Genomic DNA, 21,181 nt, shown 5'->3' on the forward strand with positions numbered 1-21,181 from the left:
AAGGGAGGGACTTGACCTCCCTGCTTTTTATTGCTCTACGATCGCGATGTTATCGAGATTAATACCGAGTGAACTGGTACCATCATAGCTGACTTTCACCGAGTTCAGACCTGCACTGAGCGAGACGTTGACCGTAGCCGTACCCCACGTATCCCAGTTCGTTGTTTGCGGTAAGGCAAGGTCCGTCACTTTGGTGTTATTTACATAAATGGCTCTTGAGCCATTGCCTGCACCGGATGAATATCGAACCTTCATCGAATAGGTACCTGCAGCTTTGACAGAAACATCAAAAGTAACATTGTCTCCAAGGGTCTCAAAGCCGTCTACAAACCCTGTACCTGTATAACCCGTATGGTTTGTGTTTGTAGTTACGCCGCTTTGCGTGCCGAATTCAGCTTCATATTCCACCTTGTTGACGCCATTTAGCACAACTGATTGAGCAGATGCACTTGAGCCAAGCTTGACGTAAGTGAATTTCTGTACCGTGTCGTAATACCAGCCTGTCGATGCTCCGGTTAAGGCGGTTAATGTACTGTACTCTGTCATCGCTGAACCACCCACCGTTACAGAGGAAGGCTTTGTCGTATACACTTGCAATGTCTTCGTAGAATTAATCGCTGGAACAGTGACTGTTTCTTTATTCAACCCATATTGCTCTGTAGACGTAATGGTTTTCACCGAACCGCCGATATCATCATTCCAGTCATACGTTGTAGTACCAAGCGGATAAATGCGGAATGCGAGATTCGTGTAGCTCGTTAAGCTGTTGCCAATGGTCCCGCCTACTTGATATTGCGCGTTCAAATTCATCGGAAGAATACTGCCAGACTTCACAAAAACCGGTAGATCATCGATGCCGGCCGTGTAGCTGATTGTTCGACCACCGGGACGCTGAGCACCGAACCAGAAATCGATCCAATCCCCCTGCGGAAGATAAATACTTTTGTTTGTTTCTCCCTGATTCATGACAGGAGCAACAAGTAAATTACCCCCGAACATATACTGCTGCGTCAAACCGTACGTGTTCGTGTCCATCGGATATTCAAGCGCCATGGCGCGCATCATCGGAACGCCAGTATCACTTGCTTTCTTTGCCTCGCTATAAATATAAGGAAGTAAATTCATGCGTGTATTCGTATATTTGGCAAAATGACTAATGATCGTATTGTCGCCTGTACGCGCTTGTGCGTTCCATGGCGAGCGCTCCTCGTTAATACCAGAGTTGCCGTTAGACTCAGAATGAAACTGCATGACCGGTGCAAAAGCGGCCATTTCGGTTGCACGTTTGTACAACTCAGCCGTTGGATAAGTACCTGTGAAGCCTGCCATATCCCAGCTCCAATAAGGAACGCCAGACATACTTGCCGTGAGCCCTGCATTCACAGCCTGCTGGAAAGCACCAAACGTCGACTCTTGGTCACCAGACCAGAAAATCTGATTCGCCTGTGCGCCTTGTGTGCCAGAACGGCTGAAGGAGACCGCATCGGCTTTCTTCGAGCGTGCGTACTCGTTATATGCCTTCACATACTCATTTGGATATTGATTTCGCATTTCATCGCCCTTCTTGCCGTTCGAGAAGGTATTCGAGCGACCCCATACCATTTCACCGCCATCTGTTTTGAAGCCGTCGATACCCACACCATCAAACAGATAAGCACGTTTAGACATCCACCAATTTTTGGCGGTCGTATTCGTAAAATCAAGCAGCAAACTGTTTTCGAACCATTGTCCTGTTGGTATCCGGTACTGGCCACCACTGCCGTTGCCCACAGCATAATTCTGAGCAGTCATATAGGCTTCGTCATTATCCTTCTGGGTATAAGTCGTCGAAGTCCATTTCTGAATAGGGACCTGCCAGAGCACCAGCTTCATCCCATTGTTATGCACATTGTCCGCCATAGCTTTTGGATCCGTCCATTTCCCCGATGTCGGGAAAGTGAAATCGGTATATGCATGCGCAGCGCTGCCTGTTTTAGGGGTATAGGTGGCATCATTGAAAATATAAAACGTGTTCTCATCGCTCCACTGTTCCAGCACAACTGCCGTTGCCGGAATATTGTTGGTGTTCGCGTTATTAATGGCTGTAGTCACCTTGGATTGACGATCCCATTCGTTGGCTGACATCCATAACCCGAAAGCCCATTTCGGCAGTGCTGTTGGCTTACCAGTAATGTTAGCGTAGTTACCCACAACATTCTTCAAATCATTTCCGTAAATGAAATAATAATCCAGTGTCGAGGCAGCACTACCCCCTGTATCAGCCGTAAAGCTGAACATATCAGAGCGTTCGGTTGCCAATCGGAATTTGGAATAATACGTTGAATTTACGAAGATGCCATATCCGCTGCTGTTAAGCATAAAAGGAATTGCCATGTAGGTGCGGTCATTTTGATTCTTATACTGATTGAATACATAGGTGTCTACATCATTTCCGCGTTTACGGAAGTTGTTGTAATGTTCGCCAAAGCCAAAAAACTCCTCTGAAGCTGGCGAATAAAAATGATCTTCTACCTTATCGATGATGGTACTTCCATTGGTTAACCAGGCTATGTTACGATTCGTAGTGCTGTCATATTGACGGGCAATTAAGGTCGTTCCATCAGGCTTATAAACACTAAGTTTGAAAGGATTCTTATCCACCTTCACCTTCAGCTTGGAGGTTGTAAGCCATGTGGTTGATGCGGTATCCGAAACCGCGTAATTACTTAGTCCGCTGCTTAGCGTTCCTGTTCCAGTTGGAGAAACCTGTACACGGAGCACATCATCCGCCGCAAAGGAAAGGTTGATCTTCGGCGTCAAAGCGCCTGTATTCGGTACCGCATTCAGCACAACACGGTTCGTATTATTCGTGATGGAGCTGATACTGCTAACGTATTCCCATCCAGTTACCGTAAAAGTAAAAGCTCCGCTAGTCTTCTCATTCGCGCCATCCTTGTTGCCATGAACGGTATAACTGATCACATCCCCTTTAGCAAAAGTGCCAAGGTTCGCTTCCCAGTAAGTGTTGTTGCCGCTGTTGTATTTGTAAGCTGCTCCGACAGCAGCTTGATTGACACCATTTTTCGTCCAGGTCACCCAAGCCGTTTGTCCTGATTCAATGGGCCACGTTGTTATTTTGATATACACGGTGTCGCCTGCAACGGGATCTCTTGGACTCCGCTCCGTCGCCTGAATCTCGTACAGATCATCGATTCCGTATGGCGAATGATGAACACCATCAATGGCATAAATAGGGGGGACGAAGAGACAGAAACAGAACAAAAAAGAGAGAGAAAATCGGAATGGTACTTTCCTTACATACATAAACGTTTCCCCTTTCGTACCGAAATTTGTTTGCTAAACACGAATGACTCTGAGGCTCCAACAACTGTTACTCCTCGCCAAGCGCTGCTCCAAGCATCCCCCCTTTCAATATTGAGCGGCCGCGAATCCTATACAATCGCGACCGCCGTATGATTACATCAGATATTCCCTTTCTACAATCGTTTGTGCGAGCTGCAGCCATTTATTTGAATCCGATTGCCAGTAGCGATGATCACCTTCGCAAACGTGCACATCGCATATTTTCGCCGTATAACGGCTCCACTCCGACAAATGATCAACAAGCGCATGTTCATCCTTCTTACCTGTAAAAACACTGAATCTGGCATGAAGTGGCTCTCGATTGAGCTGAGTACGATATTCCTCCACTGGCTGGCAGCCAATCTCAGATGCATCTCCCTGCATGCCATTCGGTACACCGCGAGGCCGAAGAAGATGCGGGGCGCTGCAGCCAGATAGAAATAAGTGCCGTGGCTCAGCAATGCCTTCTACTCTCAAGCGATGACTAGCCTCAAAGGCAAGCAAGCTGCCCCAGCAATGGCCGATAAACACGTATTCTTCACCAGGCATCACCTGCTGCTTGACGTATTGGCAGGTCTCGTGCAGAGCTTGCTCCCACAGTTCAGAGGAAACCTCCTGCATGGATAATCGGGCCTGACTCAGTTCAATATGTTGGAACCTAACACGAGCGGGTAATCCTCTGCTCCAAGTAAGGTACGACTTTGAATGATCTCCACAGTGAGGGAACCCGAACAAAATCACTGCGCTATCACCAGACTTCCTGCCGATTCCGAGACAGTAATGAGTAGATTCTTTTGGCTAATCAAATAATGACCCGGAAGCAGTAGTTCCACATGATCGACTGGTGTGAGTTCCGTTTCTGAATTCGAAACAATGGATACTCCATCTGGTTGATGTAAAATAAAGGTTATTGGTTGATTATGACTAATACTGCCTGACCAGTGCAAACGGATCTGACCACTTACTCTTTTTGCTGAAATAGTTACACGATTGCCTAGGTCATCCTCAAACTCTGTCTGCAGTTCATTTACAACATAAACGCGGAAACACAAATGCTCATAGCCGTTTACTCTATTGCCCACATGATCGCCAAGTGAATAATTCTCAGCAAGATTGAGCGCAATGACACTATCCTGTTTCTGATAAACAGGGATAGCTTCTAAAGGTGCAGCAACTTTCACCAAGCACGGACCTTGGACTTCTTCCTGATCGAACAATGATAACCATGACCCTTCCGGAAAATAAATCTCTTTAGCACCATGGCCCTCCTCCGTAACCGGAGCGACCAGCAAGCTTTCTCCGAACATGTACTCACTAATCATTTCGGTGCAATGCGGATCAGCAGGGAATTGAAGGGACATTGCACGCATCATTGGCAGGCCCGTTCGGCTGGTACGAATCGCTTGATCATAGATGTAAGGCAAGAGGTTCATTCGAATGTCTGCGTACTTTTTGTATAAATCGATGACTAGCGGCTGACTTGTACGTTCAGCAATGTTCCACGGTGTTCTGTCTTGATTGAACTCGCCTTTCGTTTCAGCATGATACTGCATGACCGGGCAAAATGCGGCCATTTGGGTGGATCTTATAAACAGCTCCGCCGTCGGAATGTCGCCATGAAAGCCACCCAGGTCCCAACCCCAGAACGGGATGCCCGACATACTGCTGGATAACCCTGCAATCATCGAGGAACGGAAAGCCTGGAAGGTCGAACGCTCGTCGCCCGCCCAATGCATTGGGTACCTCTGTGCTCCCGTATAGCCCGCCCGGCTAAAGGTAATGCCTCCCTCTTTGGCATACTGCTGGATGAAATCGTAATAGCTGCCCACATATAAATTCGGATACAAATTGCGCATTTCACTGCCAGTTGAACCGTCATAGAACTGCAGATCGTGACCGAAGACGAATTCGCCGCCATCTGTTTTAAAGCCATCCACACCGATCTCATCTGCGAGGTATTGGCGCTTATTAAACCACCATTTCGCCGCTTCTGGGTTCGTAAAGTCAAGAATATGACAATCCTTAAACCAGTTATAGGGCAATGTGTACGGCTCCCCATCCGCCATTTTCACACAGTAACCTTGCTCTAGGAGTGTAATTTCATCCTGATCGCGCTGACCGTGAGTAACGCCATACATATGTTTATGAATGGGTATTTGCCATAAAAGCACCTTCAAGCCCTGATCATGCAGCTCTTCGACCATCCCCTTCGGATTCGGCCAACGGCCCCACTCTGGGAACTGGAACTCATCATAGCGAAACGGTTGGTTACCGTCTTTGACATTGTACTGCGCATCGTTAAAAATATAGAACGTCGCTTCGTCACTCCATTGCTCAATAACTAGCACAGTGGACGGGATCTGATACTTCGCCGTTAGCTCGGCCTGTTTCAAAACCTCTGCCTGGGAATCCCAGTTATTGCTGGACATCCATGGTCCAAACGACCACTTCGGCGGCAATACAGGTTTGCCCGACAGATGGGTGAAGTGTCCGACCATCGCGAGCGGCTCCTCCGCAAATAAATACGCAACCAGCTGTTGATTTGCCTGCGACACGTCCGCTTCCACTTCAACAAGATCAGATAACCGTGTATGAAAACGGAAAGTCGAATAAAGCGCCGTATCCACGAAGATCGCATATCCGCCGGAGGATATGGCAAAAGGAACCGGCATGTAGGTCTTCAGGCCTTGATCCCGGTACTGATTGTACACATATTGATCGACTTCATGACCCGAATATTCATAATGGGAAAAGCGTTCCCCCATGCCGAACCACCGATGTTCCGGCCTCGTTTTCAAGTTCAAGCGAAGCTTATGCAGGCATCCCGAGCCATCGGTTAAAGCCTCGATAAGCGGCTTCCCTTCGGCGGCGAAGCCCTCCATCAGCACGCCCTCCGTGCTGCGCAGCGCGAGCGCAAGCTTGCCCCCGCGCACCTCGGCTTCCAGCCGTGCGCGTCCAACAGCCAGTGCCGCCCGCTGCGCCGGCGCGCCCTGCAAGCGTTCGCCCTCTGCGGCGAACGTCAGCTTGATCGCGCCGCTCGCGTCGGCGCGGAAAGACAACTGAGCGGTGCGGGTGTCCGCCGCACCGTAAGCTAATTCGACGACGAAGCCATCCGTCGTCTCATACAGCGCATGGACGCGCTCCAGCGCCGTCCATGTCCGCACTTTAAAGCTGTAAGTCGCTGAACTCAGCGACTTACTTCCGCTCTGAAGCGCAAAAGCATAGCTGACCTCGTCACCTGCGAGGTAAGGGCCAAGCTGCGCTTCCCAGACCTTTTCCCCGCCGTCCGTCACTTTCATGACGGCGGTCACGGCTTCGGCCGCCGGAATTCCACCCACGGCGGCCTGCACGGTTACGACCTGACTCGCCTGAAAAGGCTGAGTCAAAAGGCGTACAAGCACCGAATCCCCCGCTTCGGGATGACGGGGAAACCGCTCGTAAGGTAGGATGACGTAAGGGTCATCGTAACCCGTCGGTTGATGCACCAGAGAGACGCTGTCTAAGCTTTCGCTACGGACATCACCTGAAACAAGTGCAGCCTGTGCAAGCTCCAACAGTACGCCCCCCAATGTACTGACGGATGGTTCCCCTGCATGTTCACGCCAATACGTAAGCAATAAAGGCTCCTTGGCTGTAGAGGTGTCTACTTCATACAGCTTCGAATCTTCCTTCTGACGCGACTCCGCATGAGCGAGCAGTTCTTTCGCTCGAACCGTGTCCCCCTTTTTAGCGTAGTACCATGCCAACAGGCAGGTTAGGTCAGACCGCTCACAGCCTCCATAAAATGTGTCGCCAGCTTTGAATCTTACACCTTTACTAACAAGTGTTTCTTCCAGTTTATACAACGCTTCGATCAGAATACGGTCTTCAATACCCAGCATACCGAAAGGAATCGCCGCTGTGATGATATCCCCATGAATTGCTGTGTCACCTAGTTCGCTGACAACTCGGCCCTCTTTAAGGAAGCTAGCAAAAACAAGTTCACGGATCGCCTTCAGTAAACGCACACCCCGCTCGCCAACTCCGTTCTGAATATTGGCTTGAACAGCAGCGAAGTACATCGCCAAATGACTCAAATAAATACCTTCGCTTCCACGCTGCAGCCAGTGAGGCTGCGGTTTCTGCCAATTGCTATCTAGAAGCAAGGTGGTTTCCTCGATAATCCCTTCTATCTCCAACCTAAAATCCTGATCTTCCGTTACCTTCAGATATTCTCCGAAAACCCATATCCGAAGCGCAGCATCCGTCAGCGTCAACTGTCCATTAAATTGATCGCTGCTCATCAAACGCAGCACAGGTAATGCACGCTCCAATTCACCTCGTTGGATAAGTGCGTAACTCAAAAAAGTAATATCTCTAAAAGTGGCTAGCTGCCCAGAGATCGTAATCTGACCTGTATGTTCATCTAAAAAGTAAGTAACATTTTGATTTGAATCTACTGTTTGCACCATAAATCCTCCTACTCCATCCTATGTGTATGAATGAGAAAGGGGCCGTTGCCGCAACAATGCCCCTTCCCTGCCGACTCTATGTCCGCAATACGCTATTTAGTTACTAATTTTTCAATCTTCGCTTGCGCTTCATTTAGTGCTTTTTCCGCTGTATAATCGGATTTCAATTTCGCTTTATCCAGCTCGTCGCCGATCGCTTTAGTCAAGTCGTTCCATTTGTCCGGAATTGGACCTACTGGCGTCAGTACAAGCGAATTCAAAGCTTCAAGCACGATTTTCTTCGAAGCTGGCGGCGTTTGTTTGAAATAAGCCTCCATGACTTTTTCATCAGAAACAGCCGGTACACTCCAGCCCTTCTCAATCCGTTTGCTAACAACGGAAGGATCGGAGGACATGAATTTGATAAACTTCCAAGCTGCTTCGGCATTTTTCGTTTTTTCAGAAACAACAAGGCCATCCGCAAAGAAATGATGTGCTTTCTTCGTATTACCAGGCTCCAGTGCAATATCCCATTTGAACGGGGCATCTGCAAAGCGGCCAAAGTTCCAAATACCGCCACGCAGCATAGCAAGCTTACCTGCTTTAAATGCGTTTAAGTCAGCATCCGGTTGATTAAAGGTATCGTCGTTAAGAGCCGGAGATACTTTATACTTTTTCGCTTTATCCAGCATCCAGTTCAAGGCTTCAATATTTTCTTTACTGTTTACTGTAGGTTTACCATCTGCACTCCAGATACCACCGCCGTTCTGAGCAATTGTTTTGTAAAACTCATAAAATTGAATTGGCGAGTAGGTTCCCCATACGCCGCTTTTGGCGTCAGTTAGCTTTTGAGCCGCTTCCAGTTCTTGCTTCCATGTCCAATCAGCCTTCGGATACTCAACTTGCTTTTTGTCAAACAAGTCCTTATTATAGAAAAGAACTACGTCTGAAAATGACTCTACGACTCCATATTGTTTTCCGCTATATTTGAAAGAGTCATAGGCGAGACCTTTGTAGATTTCCGGCTTGAACGTCGTGTCCTTCGCAATGATCGGCGTCAAGTCTTTTAGTGTATTTTTGGCTGCATAAGAGACGAAGTTTTCGTAACCGACCTCAAATACGTCAGGCGCATCCCCCGATGCAAGCTGTGTATTGAGCTTCGTGTAGTAGTTATTGTAATCGACGATATCCACTTTGACCTTCACGTCAGGATTGGCCGACTCGAACGCTTTCACCATATCGCCGAGCGTCTGCTCTTGAGAACCGCTAGCGGTATACTGCATGAACTTGAGGGTAACCGGTTCTTTCTTTGTCTCCGGTGTTGCCGCTGCCGTTGCGGCTGCCGTCGGCTCTTGTTTTGGCGTTGACGCAGCTTCTTTTTTCGTATCCGTTCCACACCCCGTTGCTGCAAGAGAAACAACCACACCTAACGCTACGACCCAACCTGTTTTTTTAGTAACCATCTTTAAACCCTCTCTTCTTATGAATTTTCTTCAGTTAACTCACCATTGTTATTTTCATTTTCATCACTTACGTCTCAAACGACTTCCATCACCCCTCTCATTATCCTTTAACGCCACTCATGGTCATTCCCTTAATAAAGTATTTCGAAGCGAACAAAAACACAATGAAAATCGGTATAAAGCTGATCACGTTTCCCGCCATCAAAATGTTCCACTCCGTCGCCCATCTGCCCTGAAGCTTGCTCAGTCCAATCGGAAGTGTCATCAACTCCTTATCGCTCGTAATAATAAGCGGCCATAAAAAATTGTTCCACGAAGCCATGAAAGCAAAAATGGCTAGCGTTGCAAGAGCAGGTTTACTAAGCGGAAGAATGATACTCACAAACACCCTCACATAAGAGGCTCCGTCCATTCTGGCAGCCTCAATCAACGGATCAGGAATGGTCATGATGTGTTGTCGAAGCAGGAAAGTCCCGTAAGCACTAAAGATTCCTGGCAAAATGAGACCTAAATACGTATTCGTCAGGTGCAGTTTTTGAAATACGATAAAGAGCGGAGTCATCGTCACCTGCATAGGAATCATCATCGTGATTAAATAGAGAACGAATAGTGTTTCCCTACCGCGGAACGGTATTTTAGCAAAAACAAATGCAGCCATCGCACACACAACAATCTGTGCTGCCGTCGTTACTAAGGAAACGCCTACACTGTTGCCCAAAAAGCGATAGATCGGAAAGTATTTCGTAATCTCGACGTAGTTGCTGAATTTAAAAGTATCGGGTATTAAATCCGGCGGCATTCTGACGACTTCCAAGTTATCCTTAAATGAACCCGACAGCATCCAGACGAAAGGAAACATGAGAACGACAGCCGCCACAATCAAAATGAGATGTGAAAGCAGGTTCCGATACGGCATATATTTATCTGTCATAGGTAACCCACCTTTTCTGAAGCTGCTGCTGAACGATGGTGACGACGAAAATAATTACAAATAAGATCCATGACTGCGCAGAAGCAAAGCCCATTTTATAACTTTGAAAAGCATTCCCATAAATTTGCTGCACAAGCGTGCTCGTTTGACCAGCCGGACCGCCACCCGTCATAACTAGCACCTGATCAAAGAGCTGGAAGCCATTGATGAGGGATATGACAAGTACGAAAAAAATACTAGGCGTGAGCAGCGGAAGCGTTACACGGAAAAACTGCCCAAACCCACCTGCACCATCAATCGTCGCTGCTTCGTAGTAATCCTCTGAAATATCCTGCAGCCCCGCAAGAAGTATGACGGTCACATAGCCGATATCCTTCCATACACTCACTGCTATAATGGAGGGCATTGCCCATACAAAGTCCTGCAGCCATACAGGTCCTTGTATTCCGACTAGTGATAACAAGTAGTTAATGAGTCCGCTCTGTCCATTCAGCAGCCAGCGCCATACGATGGAAACAGCTACCCACGATGTGATAACGGGTACAAAGATGAAAATTCGATAAAGCTTAATACCCCTTAGCTTCCTATTCAGTAAAACGGCGAACAATAAACCAAAAGCAAGAACAGATGGCAAGTAACCAAGTATGTACTGAAGAATGTTCATCAGTGATGTAAGCGTTTTCTCATCCTGCAAAGCTTCCGTGTAATTATCCACCCCAACGAACTTCGCCGGGGTTAACAAATCCCAATTCGTAAAGGAGATGACAGCGGATGAAAGCATCGGGATGAGTTGGAACAGAAACAACCCCGCTAAACTTGGCAATAAAAATCCGATAATAACAACTGCTTTGGAAAATCCCTTTTGTCCGACCATGACGTTCTCCTTTTCCGGTTCCTACGTGCTAATTATTCCCTGGGTCTAACTGTAGCTCTCTCCACAATCGTTAGCGGCAGCATAATTTCATTCGCTTCTTGCTCCACGCCGCCTTGAATCATGTTGATGAGATGTTCGGCCGCAATAGCTCCTTTTTCAGTTATATTTTGCCGGATTGTTGTTAGTGGCGGGATAAACATCTTCGACATCGTGATATCATCAAAGCCAATGACTGAGATGTCTTCCGGGACTTTTTTACCCATGTCCATCAAACTCCGAATCGCTCCGAATGCAACCATGTCCCCCGTAGCAAATACAGCGGTGATCTCGGGAAACTTTTTTGCGATGAGCTGACCTGCAGCCACACCATGCTCATAACTCATGGATTCTTCAAACACATAGTCGGGATTATAAAAGAAGTTTGCTTCACGAATCGCACGTTTGTAGCCGAGGAAACGCTTCTCAACAACACCGTCTTTACGAATCGCTCCGGTCACGAGTCCAATGTTGGAGTGACCCTTATCGATCAGGTACTTTGTCGCCAAATATCCGCCGTACTCGTCATCAATGCCGATTCGCTTGAAATAACTGTCGTTAATGTAACTGTCGATCAGGACAATCGGAATATTAATCTTCTTAAAGCCGTCATAAAACTGTTCGGGATAAATACCCATCATAATAGCACCATCCAGATTACGCTGAACGGATAAATCCAGATAACTTTCCCCTTGGTTAACTCCAGATAACAAGAGGTGGTACCCATACTCGCGAAGCTTGCCTTCAATTCCACTAATCATTTCGCTGTAGAAAGGGTTTTCAAGTATAAGCTGCTTGTGGGATTCTGTCTGTGGAATCACGATGCCAATCAACTTGGATTGGTTTTTGACTAAACTTCTCGCTGAGAAATCCGGTATGTAGTTTAAGGTTTCAATAATTTTCTTAATGCGCTCGATTGTCTCATTGGAGACTTTATCCGTTCTGCCGTTTAATGCATAGGACACTGCGGCTGCTGAAACGCCTGCGACTTTGGCCACATCTTTAATTGTTGGTTTTTTCATTCCTCAACCCTCTTTAGTTACACGTTTAACTAGATTATAAGACACAATTGTCGATATTACAATATGATAGCGCTATCTTTTTACCATTAAATTGATTTATCAGTTACGCGTTTAACTAAATTATTTTTAATGTCTATTTGAAATGGGCGAATTTCGTGCAACTTCATGCTGCGCTGGCCGTATTTGATCAAACTTTTTTGAAAATAAGATAAAAAGCTGCTCCAGCTCTGACTATTGATCAGATGTTGGAGCAGCTTTTGTGGTAGGTAAATTCTATTTGGTTGTAATCGTGACCGTTCTACTTGTGCCATCCCAAGCGACTTTGCCGCCAAATGTTTCTCCAACAAATCGAGCAGGTGCAAGTGTATAACCGTTCACCAGCTGAGCTGGCTCATCTAACTGCACAGCCTGGCCGTTCACATACACTGTTTTCTGATCAAGAGTTAGGCGTAACGTTGTACTTCCTTTTTTGGCTGTAACTGTTCTAGTTGCTGCCTCATAATCAACGGTTGCACCCATCGCTTCGAAAATCGCACGCAGCGGCGTTAATGTTGATCCTTTTACAATGACAGGCGCTTGCTCAAATTTCTGCTCTTTCCCATCAATTTCAACAGATACTTGTGAAGATAAGCCGAAGGTACGTAAAGCTGTTTGTTTACCTGCTTTATTATATACCCTGATCTGAATGACGGAACCCTCCGGAACATCACCTGCTCGCAGCTCCAGACCATAAGGCAGATCTGTTTGAGAAGCAATCACTTGTCCGTTTAAGATATACTCTACTTTGCCAATGTAAACGTCAGGTATTTTGACAAAGGGAATTAACTTGGTTTGTTTCGTAAAAGCCTGATGATTCGCATCTACGGGTACATAACCCATACGATCAGTAGGTTTTGCTGCGTCTGTTACCTTGGATAACAAATAAGGATTAGCAATTAACTTGCTGTAGTAATTTTGGATCTCAGAGGAAGTGGAAAGTGAATAGTCGTTTTTCGCGTTGTCCATCTTTTGATCGACATTAAAGTAAGTGATAGCCTTCAATCTTGGATATTTATAAGGCATAATCTCATATAAACGCTGCAGATTAAGCTTCGCCCATTCCGTGAAGTCTTCACCTGCCGAATGCGCGTAATGCGGGACTCCCGTTTCACTTAACATTAACGGTTTACGGTTCGAATAGGTGTTGTAAAGCCTCGTTAACCTCTCAACACTACTCGTAGAAATCATGGAAGGCAGTGACGGATCCCCGTTTTCATAAGGCTCAATATATAAGCTAACCCCAACCCAGTCTACATAAGCATCTCCCGGATAATAAGGGTCAATATCATTCGCTGGTACATCGCCAGGACTCCAAACCATCGCGACATTCGGTGCTTCAGCAGCGAATACATCGTGCAGCATACGGAATTTAGCAATATATTGAGCAGGGTTTCCATGCCATTTGACCCAAGCACCATTCATCTCCCCTGCAAAACGCAAGAAGATCGGGATTCCTGCCGCCTTGGCATCTTGTGCCCATTTGCGCAAATAGGTGCCGTCTGTAACCGGATCTAGGCCATCGTCAGGTTCCCATGCAATTTGTAAAGCGCCACCTGCATCTTTAGCTCTCTTCGCATACGAAGCAGGGAATCCTTGACCCCAGTGTGAATAAGCCAAATAAATCGCGTGCTTTTTACCATAAACAGTTTCCATCTTCGTAAAAATATTACCCACCTTGGGATCCTGCTCCGAGTATATCCCAAGATAAGTGCCATATGTAGGTTCAAACTTGGCCAATTGGCTGTTCTTAGGTAGTGCTAATTGCTGTACCGTCGTTTCATTACGATCCTGTCTATACAATTCAACCGTTGTTCGAATTTGATCGGCACGCTGCAGCTTAACTGCCCCCCAATCCTTCCCTGCTTTCACCCAATATTCGTTTTCGGACTCGTAATAGCTAATCGCTTGATCGTAATCACCCATAGTATCGTAATAGGCGGCCAAGTTTCCATTGAATAAAGCTGCATTCTCCCATTCTCCAGTGCCCGCATAGTGATTAGCCAGGAATTCCCAATGCGGCACAGCCTCATCTTTATTCCCACTTGCACGAAGTGACTCTGCTTTCTGCCAGTGATCCCATACGATGTCTGCACGAGCAGGCGCCGGCGCACTTGCTAGGCTAGCTGCGATAATTCCTACAGCCAACGTCATTATTCCGATTCTTTTTTTCGTGATGTTCAAGATAAGATGACTCCCTTCGACCCTGTTGTAAGTTTTTTATGTCCATAACTAATACGTTTCGAATGGAATAAAGTAGCATTTTGCCGAAAAATAAATAAAGACAAAAAAACCAATGAGACTAACTCATTGGTTTCGAGATAAGATGACGGTAATTACTTGGAAGATTTGACAAGTACAGCGCGTTGCCATTTACGTTGTTCATCTGTTAAGGGCTGAACGTAGCGAAGATTACCTCGCGGAGCAATTCCTTTTATGGCGCCGCCTTTGAAGGTACCTCCTGAGACCGGAATGGCAGTACGTACCCCGTACGTGGACATAACTATTCCAATTGGATTACTAATCGAACGGCGACCATCCGATGTACCCGCGAAATTGAGCGCCGCCGCAAACCTATCCGATGCACGGAGCCACACGGAACCGGAATCACCAGGGAGTGAAACAGCGCCCGTATTCCCCCTAATAACCGATTGATTTCGGAACAATAATGTTCCTAAAGTTCCTCCATAAGAAACACGTACATCCACATTATTGGATTCTACTGTTCCTCTAACAAAACCAGTTGTACGACCCGATTTAAACACTTGAAGTCCCACTGGATAGCTTAATAAATGTCCAGGAACTGTAACCAGCTGCCCACTTGCACTGAATAAGTATCTCGGTTTCAATAAACTCTTTGAAATCGGTTTTGCGATCGCTGAATCTTGGAAATTGACTCCACCCGGGCGCAATCTGACGAATCGAAAAGCTCTACCTATGGTATTCCCGGAAATTGCAGCATCTGCTGGCCCTGGTTGCACGGTTGCTGAAAAGTCTGACGAGTTGTTTTTGATGAGAACATGGTTGTTGCCCAGGATGTAAAGCTGTTTATTTCTTGTTACAATCAAACCTGCCGTTCCTGTAGAGGACGGATCTGGTTTACCAATGCTTACACCGCCTGGCACTGGACGAATTCTACCGCCAAACAGTGTTGGCCTGATGGCTTTTGGTTTTGAAGATGAGACATTCGTTTTAAACATCCCAGAAGGTACAAAACGAACGGGAACAGCCGTGCCTGCTTTGGCAACTACTCCTTTGAGGCTACTCAAACTTGAGGAGAAGATTTTTTGATGCGTGTAAACAACAACGCCTGCTCCGAGTGCCGGTTTACTCGGATCAGCATAGCCAACACCTACTGCCATAACCTCGGCTCTTTTTAGTAAAACGGGGGAAATTCTGTCCTTGTGTTTAAGCGCCTCATTAAATGTAGCCATTCACATTCTCCTCTTCCGTAAAGATGTTGCAGTGTATGCCAACCTGTACGAATCGGCATGATGACTTCACCTAAAGGTGATGTATTAGGATGTAAAAAAAGGCTAACGACGGTGTCGTTAGCCATGGAAAGGGATATTCATTTGAGAAATAAATTGTTAAAGTCTATGTTCTTATATTTCATTAGTCACTTCATGCTTTATAATTTCAGATGTCAATAGGACATGAAAATCTCTCTTTATAAATTCGGGGTACACCTCAATTTGATTTAATTCTTCAAATGAAAACCACCTAAAAATCAATCTGCCACCGTCTTCAATCCCATTAAATTCAGAATCCTTATTCATGATTTCGTCATGCTCTGGTAGGGAGATCAAATAATAAAATCCAAGCTCATGAAAGTTTTTACCAACTTCCGTAAAAATCAATTCATGAATATAACATAGACGATCCACATGCGCTAAGACACCCAGTTCTTCTTGTATTTCCCTCACGATTCCATCACTAGTTGATTCATTAAATTCCACACGTCCTCCAGGTAAAACCCAGTAATCATGATCTGGAGTTGTATGTAGGAGGATCTTGTTGTTATGGATAGCAATCCCTGCAACTCTAAAATTAAACTTATTATTTTGTCTTTCGAAAGTTAACAAATGTTCACCTTCCTAAGTAAATTCTGAGCAGTATACAAGAAGAAGCTATAGTTCCTCAACTACAATACGGCTCCCGCGCCCAGACGGCTCTGCTGGGAGAACGATTAATTTACGAGCTAGACGAGCACGGAGCTCTGGAACGTGGGAAATGACGCCCACGGCTAGACTGTCCATATGAAGCTTCTCAAGCGCACCGATGACCATGTCCAGCAGCTCTTGGTCGAGCGTACCGAAGCCCTCATCGAGAAAGAAGAATTCAAGCGGATATTCCCCTTTCAGCTGGATCTGTGCCGAAAGCGCAAGCGCTAACGCCAGCGAGGTAAGGAATGTTTCACCGCCCGACAGCGTGCTTACCGGGCGCTTTACCCCGCCGTTGGCGTCGTCTCGGATGACGAAGCCTCCTCCAGAGTCGACCTCAATCGCATAGCGCCGACGCGTCAATTCACTTAGCCGCTCCGAGGCCGCCCTGCTAACTTGCATGAGCTGCTCTTCGGCGAGGTATTCGACGAAGGCATTGGCCTTAAGCACAGCTTGCAGCTTGCCAAGCCGTTCCAGCTGCGTCGCCTGTTCAGCGCGACGCGCCTCAAGCTCGCACCACCGCGCATGCCGCGAAGCGAGCTCGCTCGCGCCCTGCGCCGCCTTGGCCCGCGTCTCGAGCGCGGCCTCGGCTGCCGATTTCGCGGCGCTAAGCTGCGCCTGCGACTGCGCCCACTCGTCCGCGCTCAGCTCGCGGCCCTGCAGCTTCGCTGCCAGCTGCGCCAGCTGGGCGCGCAGCGCCTGCTCGCGCTCGCGGTGCTCCGCCGCAAGCTGCGCCCACTGGCGGCGCTGCTCAGGCGCCAGCGCCGCGTCTTCTGCGGCTTCGCGCGACGCGAAGCCGTTATCCGTGAGCGCGCCGTGCAGCGCGCGCTCGGTCTGCGCCAGCTGCCGCGCGGCGGCGGCTGCGGCTTCGGCGGCGGCGCTGTAGCGCTGCGCCGCCAGGAGCTGCTCGCGCTGCGCAGCAGCGTGCGCGAGCTTTGTCTGCTGCGCGAGCTGCCGCAGCTGCTCTAGCGCGGAGGTCGCCTCCGCGATGAGCTGCGGCACAGCCGCGCCGGGTGCGCGCAAAGCGAGCTGCCGCGACTTGTCGGCGGCGAGCTGCGCCAGGCCTTGCAGCCGTTCATGCAGCTGCAGGGCAGTACGATCCTGCTCCAGTGCGGCGCGCTGGAGCTCGTCGATCTTCCCGTTCAGCTCGTCAAGAAACGGGATGCTCTTCTCAATTCGGCCGCGGAGCTCCTCAGCCAATCGCTCATTGGCAAGAAGCTGTTCAAGCTGTCGCTCCACGTCTATCCAAGAAAGCTCCTCATAACGCTCTTGCCAAACTTTTAACTGCTCAACTAGCGTTGTTGTTATTGAAGTTAACCTGCTATCCGCTTCCGATAATAAGCTCGCAGCCGCTTGCATCTGAGCACCTGCTTGCATGAATAGTTGTGCGAGAAGTGCATGCTCTTTCTGCAGACTTTGAAAAGAATGTTCAAGTTCTTCAGACTGGTAAATACAGGTAGATAGGCTTGCCTCCATAACCTTCCATTCCTCACGCAAAGCCTCAAAACTAATCTCTTCATGAAGCGCCCCAAAAATGGCATAAGCTCCTACATCTTTTCCGGCAGCAGCCTCACCCCATGCCATTGGGGACTGTTCACTATTTACTTCGCCCTGTCCCCGTCTGGATAAATTTGGAACAGCCAGATCAACAGCTTGCTGATAGACGGTTCCCAATCTACGCAGCAGCTGCTGCCCCGTGAATTGACGCTCTTTTGCAAGCTGAAGCAGCTCTTCTACTTGTCCAAGCAGTTCTTCATTTGCCTCTAGATCATTTGCAGTTTCAGTTGGGGCTTCGCTATGCTGTTTTAACGGATGCTCTGTCGCACCACATACTGGACAGTGATCCCCATCCACAAGCTCACTGGCAAGAATCGCTGCCAAAGCATGACGCTCTTGCCTTTTCCAGCTCAGCTTCTGCCTCTCTTTGTAAGCTTGTAAAGCTGGAACGAACTTGGTGAATGCTGCATTTTGGAAATTAACCTCAGTACCAGTTTCCTGCAATTCCTTCAGCCATCCTGACAATTTAACCTGAAAGGCTTGCTGCTTGGCTGCCAATTGCAATTGACTTTGTTCCACTGCCGAGTAAGCGCCAGCTTTTTCTTCTCTGGCCTTCTTTGCTTCAACCTCTTGGGCTTGGAGTTGTTCAATGGCCTTCTTTTCTTGAGACGCAGATTGTAATAGCTGTCTGGATACAGATGTGGTTTCCACCAACTTCAACTGATCTTTAAGCTCGGTTTGTTTAAGAATTGCTTTTTGTTTTGTTTCTATGTTTTTGCTCACTTCAACCTGTAAATGCGTTAAAGTCGCCTTGACTTCAGCTTCTTGATTCTGAGCGGTTTGGATTTGAATTTGAACTTGTTCAAGCTCCTGTTGAATGACAAGAGCTTGCTGCAGCTGGTCCAAACGCAATAAAAGCGGCCCTTCCTGTAAAGCCAGCTCTTGCTGCGCATGTTCAAATTGGTGAACAGCTTGCTGATACGATGTTTCAGCTGTTTGCTGTGAAGCTGCAGCAATCTCAAGCTGCGTTTTCCCTGTCAACACATCTTTGGAAGCCAAAACATGCTGCTCCAGATAGGGTCTCACCTTTTCGGCCTGCTCTGCTTTTTGAAGAAGCAGCTCCTTCTCATTGATTAACGCCTCTTGTTCCTGCTGCTTTTGCCTTTCTTTTTCCAGTGCTTCTTTCTCACTCTGCCACTGAAACACCTGCTTATGCTCGTCATAAGACTTCTCCTGCTGTTCCAAATGAAGACGACATCGAACCGCTTCTTGTTCTGCTTCCAGAAGTCTGGCATTAGCCTCTTCTAGCGCTCTTTCTGAAGCATCACCAAGCCCCTGCTGCTCTGCTGCAAGCTGTTTTACTGTGCTGTCCGTTTCTTTCACTTTGGAACTGACCTTCGCGCTCAAATGGTCCCCATACTGTTCAAGGTGAAATAGCCTCTGCAGCATTTGCCTACGATCCTTGCCGGTTAACGTCAGAAATTCCGCGAATTTCCCTTGCGGGAGCACGACAGCTCTCGTAAAGTCCTGCATTGACAGACCCAGAATATGCTGTACCTGTTGGTTCACCTCACCCGCTTTATCCGCAAGTACGATGGTCTCGGTCCCTTTGATATGTAAAAGCCGAGTAATTGTCCCGTTTATGGACATCTCTGCTCCGCGCTTGAATTGCCGCTCGACACGATAACGCTCAGTGCCAGCCGCATTCGTCAGCTCAAACGTAAAAGAAACGAACAGCGTCTGTTCCGCATGATTCATAATCGCTTGCGTGCCTCCGCTAGCTCTTTCCACTTTGCCATATAACGATAGCGTGATCGCATCTAGAATCGAAGATTTCCCACTGCCCGTTGGTCCAAATATACCAAACACGCCCGCATCCACTAATTGGCTAAAATCGATCGTCTGCATTTCCCGATAACTCTGAAGCCCGGACATTTGCAACTGAATTGGACGCATACGCTTGTCCTCCTTTCATAAAAGCACTAGAATCGCTTGTATATGATATGTTTCATCTGTTTTTTCCTTGGTTAACATAAGAAACAGCTTAAGTTTTTCAAAGTTATCCACAAGCACTTATTGGGCACAAAACGCTTATTTTCCTGTAACCAATCCGCAACTACTAAAATGCAGCTACTTCTCCCGGCTCACGGAAGAAAGAACGAGAGAATAAGAAAGAGAGAGCTTGCCCCCCAAACTACTCCCCAGCAGCATCTGCCAAATCCTTCTCCTGCAGCAGCTCCAAAAACAACCTAACCAATTCAGGTTCTGGCTGCGCACCACCTGTTTGACGCGAATAGAAGCGCGAGAAGTGCTCCTCCATCGACAGATCAGATCGGGATACCACAGCTCGGACAGCCTCCATCTCCGGGTAAATTGGCCGAATATGTATGAAGCCCTCGTATGCTTTGCGCAGCGATTGAATTTGTTCGATAGACATAGCTTCAGTCATTGTGACTTCTAAATCGATCCAGGCAGAAGCATCACGTTGTTCATCAAGCCATTGATGTACTTGCCCAATTCCTTCTTTGGCTTTCCAACTAACAAGTGGACGGCCCGAAGTCAGAAATATCTCCTTAGGCTCGGCTACTTGTCCCGGTGCTAGATCGAGCACTGTGACCGATTTCGCTTGACCAGCTTCTGAGAAGCTGTAGGCGATAGGAGAACCACAGTAACGGATAAGAGACGTTGCTTTCACATTCTGCGGTCTATGCAAATGGCCAAGCGCAACGTATTGCGCTCCTGCCGTCAGAGCACTTGTATCCACCGTGTAGGCACCTCCTACTTGAATAGGGCGTTCCGATTCCGTTTCATGACCGCCGAGTACGTACAAATGGCTCATGATCAGATTCACCGTGCCAGTTTCAAAAGAAGCTGCTTGTTTACGAATAAGTGCACCTACACGTTCCGAATATTTGCTGCGCAGTACTTCCTCCTCGGCAACATCCGTTAACAGCTCCTTGAGTCGTGATTCCGACGGGTACGGTAGCGCAATCAGACGTGCCAACTCACCTGTTCTAGCAATACCAATCGACTGGATGTCAGGGACCGGTAAGCCAATAATCGTGATCCCTTGTTTAGCCGCAAGCGGACCTGATGCTGCAAGCCGATCCGGATGATCATGGTTGCCGGAGATAATGGCCACTTGGCGCTTACCGCCATCAGCCAACCTGGCAATACCTTCATAGAAAAGCTGCTCCGCAGCAGCGGGAGGATTTACGCTATCATAGATGTCTCCCGCGATTAGAACCAAATCGATGTCTTGATCTTGCACAATCTGCACAAGCTCATCCATGAAAGCTGTCTGTTCCTCTAACCGGCTGCGTCCTTCGAGTGTTCGACCGAAGTGCCAATCGGCTGTGTGTAAAATTCGCATAACTCATCTCCTTC

General features: G+C 47.6%; 12 protein-coding genes. All 12 read right to left on the reverse strand.

What is annotated here, in order from left to right; translation table 11 throughout:
- Window positions 1-27: 27 nt before the first annotated feature.
- The 12 genes from AC58UU_RS08500 to AC58UU_RS08555 all read right to left on the reverse strand — a co-directional run bounded on the left by AC58UU_RS08500 (window position 28) and on the right by AC58UU_RS08555 (window position 21,167).
- Window positions 28-3,303 (reverse strand): TIM-barrel domain-containing protein, encoded by a 3,276-nt coding sequence (locus AC58UU_RS08500; RefSeq protein WP_497314651.1) that lies wholly within the window; start codon window positions 3,301-3,303, stop codon window positions 28-30.
- Between the two features lie 153 nt (window positions 3,304-3,456).
- Window positions 3,457-4,083, reverse strand: a complete 627-nt coding sequence (locus AC58UU_RS08505) for a thioesterase II family protein (protein ID WP_497314653.1) — start codon at window positions 4,081-4,083, stop codon at window positions 3,457-3,459.
- Window positions 4,080-7,793, reverse strand: a complete 3,714-nt coding sequence (locus AC58UU_RS08510; protein WP_497314655.1) for a glycoside hydrolase family 31 protein — start codon at window positions 7,791-7,793, stop codon at window positions 4,080-4,082. The genes AC58UU_RS08505 and AC58UU_RS08510 overlap by 4 nt, the downstream gene beginning before the upstream one ends.
- 92 nt (window positions 7,794-7,885) lie before the next feature.
- Window positions 7,886-9,235, reverse strand: a complete 1,350-nt coding sequence (locus AC58UU_RS08515) for an ABC transporter substrate-binding protein (RefSeq protein WP_497314657.1) — start codon at window positions 9,233-9,235, stop codon at window positions 7,886-7,888.
- 100 nt (window positions 9,236-9,335) lie between these two features.
- On the reverse strand, window positions 9,336-10,166 hold the full coding sequence (locus AC58UU_RS08520) for a carbohydrate ABC transporter permease (RefSeq protein WP_497314659.1): 831 nt from the start codon (window positions 10,164-10,166) through the stop codon (window positions 9,336-9,338).
- Window positions 10,156-11,040 carry a carbohydrate ABC transporter permease gene (locus AC58UU_RS08525; protein WP_497314661.1) on the reverse strand — a complete coding sequence of 295 codons (885 nt, stop codon included), beginning with the start codon at window positions 11,038-11,040 and terminating at the stop codon, window positions 10,156-10,158. The genes AC58UU_RS08520 and AC58UU_RS08525 overlap by 11 nt, the downstream gene beginning before the upstream one ends.
- 32 nt (window positions 11,041-11,072) lie before the next feature.
- Entirely contained in the window at window positions 11,073-12,098 is a 1,026-nt protein-coding gene (locus AC58UU_RS08530; RefSeq protein WP_497314663.1) for a LacI family DNA-binding transcriptional regulator, read from the reverse strand.
- A 273-nt stretch (window positions 12,099-12,371) separates the two neighbouring features.
- Complete coding sequence (locus tag AC58UU_RS08535) at window positions 12,372-14,318, reverse strand: stalk domain-containing protein (protein ID WP_497314665.1); 1,947 nt, start codon at window positions 14,316-14,318, stop codon at window positions 12,372-12,374.
- 152 nt (window positions 14,319-14,470) lie between these two features.
- Window positions 14,471-15,568, reverse strand: coding sequence for a chymotrypsin family serine protease (locus tag AC58UU_RS08540; protein ID WP_497314667.1), 1,098 nt, complete (start codon window positions 15,566-15,568; stop codon window positions 14,471-14,473).
- Window positions 15,569-15,739: 171 nt separating this feature from the next.
- Entirely contained in the window at window positions 15,740-16,219 is a 480-nt protein-coding gene (locus AC58UU_RS08545) for an NUDIX hydrolase (RefSeq protein WP_497314669.1), read from the reverse strand.
- A gap of 45 nt (window positions 16,220-16,264) precedes the next feature.
- The gene (locus AC58UU_RS08550; RefSeq protein ID WP_497314671.1) at window positions 16,265-19,750 is read right to left on the reverse strand and encodes an AAA family ATPase; all 3,486 of its coding nucleotides are present in this window, start codon (window positions 19,748-19,750) and stop codon (window positions 16,265-16,267) included.
- A 238-nt stretch (window positions 19,751-19,988) separates the two neighbouring features.
- On the reverse strand, window positions 19,989-21,167 hold the full coding sequence (locus tag AC58UU_RS08555; protein ID WP_497314673.1) for an exonuclease SbcCD subunit D: 1,179 nt from the start codon (window positions 21,165-21,167) through the stop codon (window positions 19,989-19,991).
- Between the last annotated feature and the right edge of the window lie 14 nt (window positions 21,168-21,181).

The sequence above is a fragment of the Paenibacillus sp. JT22N1 genome (assembly GCF_059692155.1).

Bases quoted from the DNA above. Each gene is read 5' to 3' on its own strand.
- AC58UU_RS08500 (WP_497314651.1), bottom strand. From the start codon at position 3,303: ATGTATGTAAGGAAAGTACCATTCCGATTTTCTCTCTCTTTTTTGTTC.
- AC58UU_RS08510 (WP_497314655.1), bottom strand. From the start codon at position 7,793: ATGGTGCAAACAGTAGATTCAAATCAAAATGTTACTTACTTTTTAGAT.
- AC58UU_RS08515 (WP_497314657.1), bottom strand. From the start codon at position 9,235: ATGGTTACTAAAAAAACAGGTTGGGTCGTAGCGTTAGGTGTGGTTGTT.
- AC58UU_RS08520 (WP_497314659.1), bottom strand. From the start codon at position 10,166: ATGACAGATAAATATATGCCGTATCGGAACCTGCTTTCACATCTCATT.
- AC58UU_RS08525 (WP_497314661.1), bottom strand. From the start codon at position 11,040: ATGGTCGGACAAAAGGGATTTTCCAAAGCAGTTGTTATTATCGGATTT.
- AC58UU_RS08530 (WP_497314663.1), bottom strand. From the start codon at position 12,098: ATGAAAAAACCAACAATTAAAGATGTGGCCAAAGTCGCAGGCGTTTCA.
- AC58UU_RS08540 (WP_497314667.1), bottom strand. From the start codon at position 15,568: ATGGCTACATTTAATGAGGCGCTTAAACACAAGGACAGAATTTCCCCC.
- AC58UU_RS08550 (WP_497314671.1), bottom strand. From the start codon at position 19,750: ATGCGTCCAATTCAGTTGCAAATGTCCGGGCTTCAGAGTTATCGGGAA.
- AC58UU_RS08555 (WP_497314673.1), bottom strand. From the start codon at position 21,167: ATGCGAATTTTACACACAGCCGATTGGCACTTCGGTCGAACACTCGAA.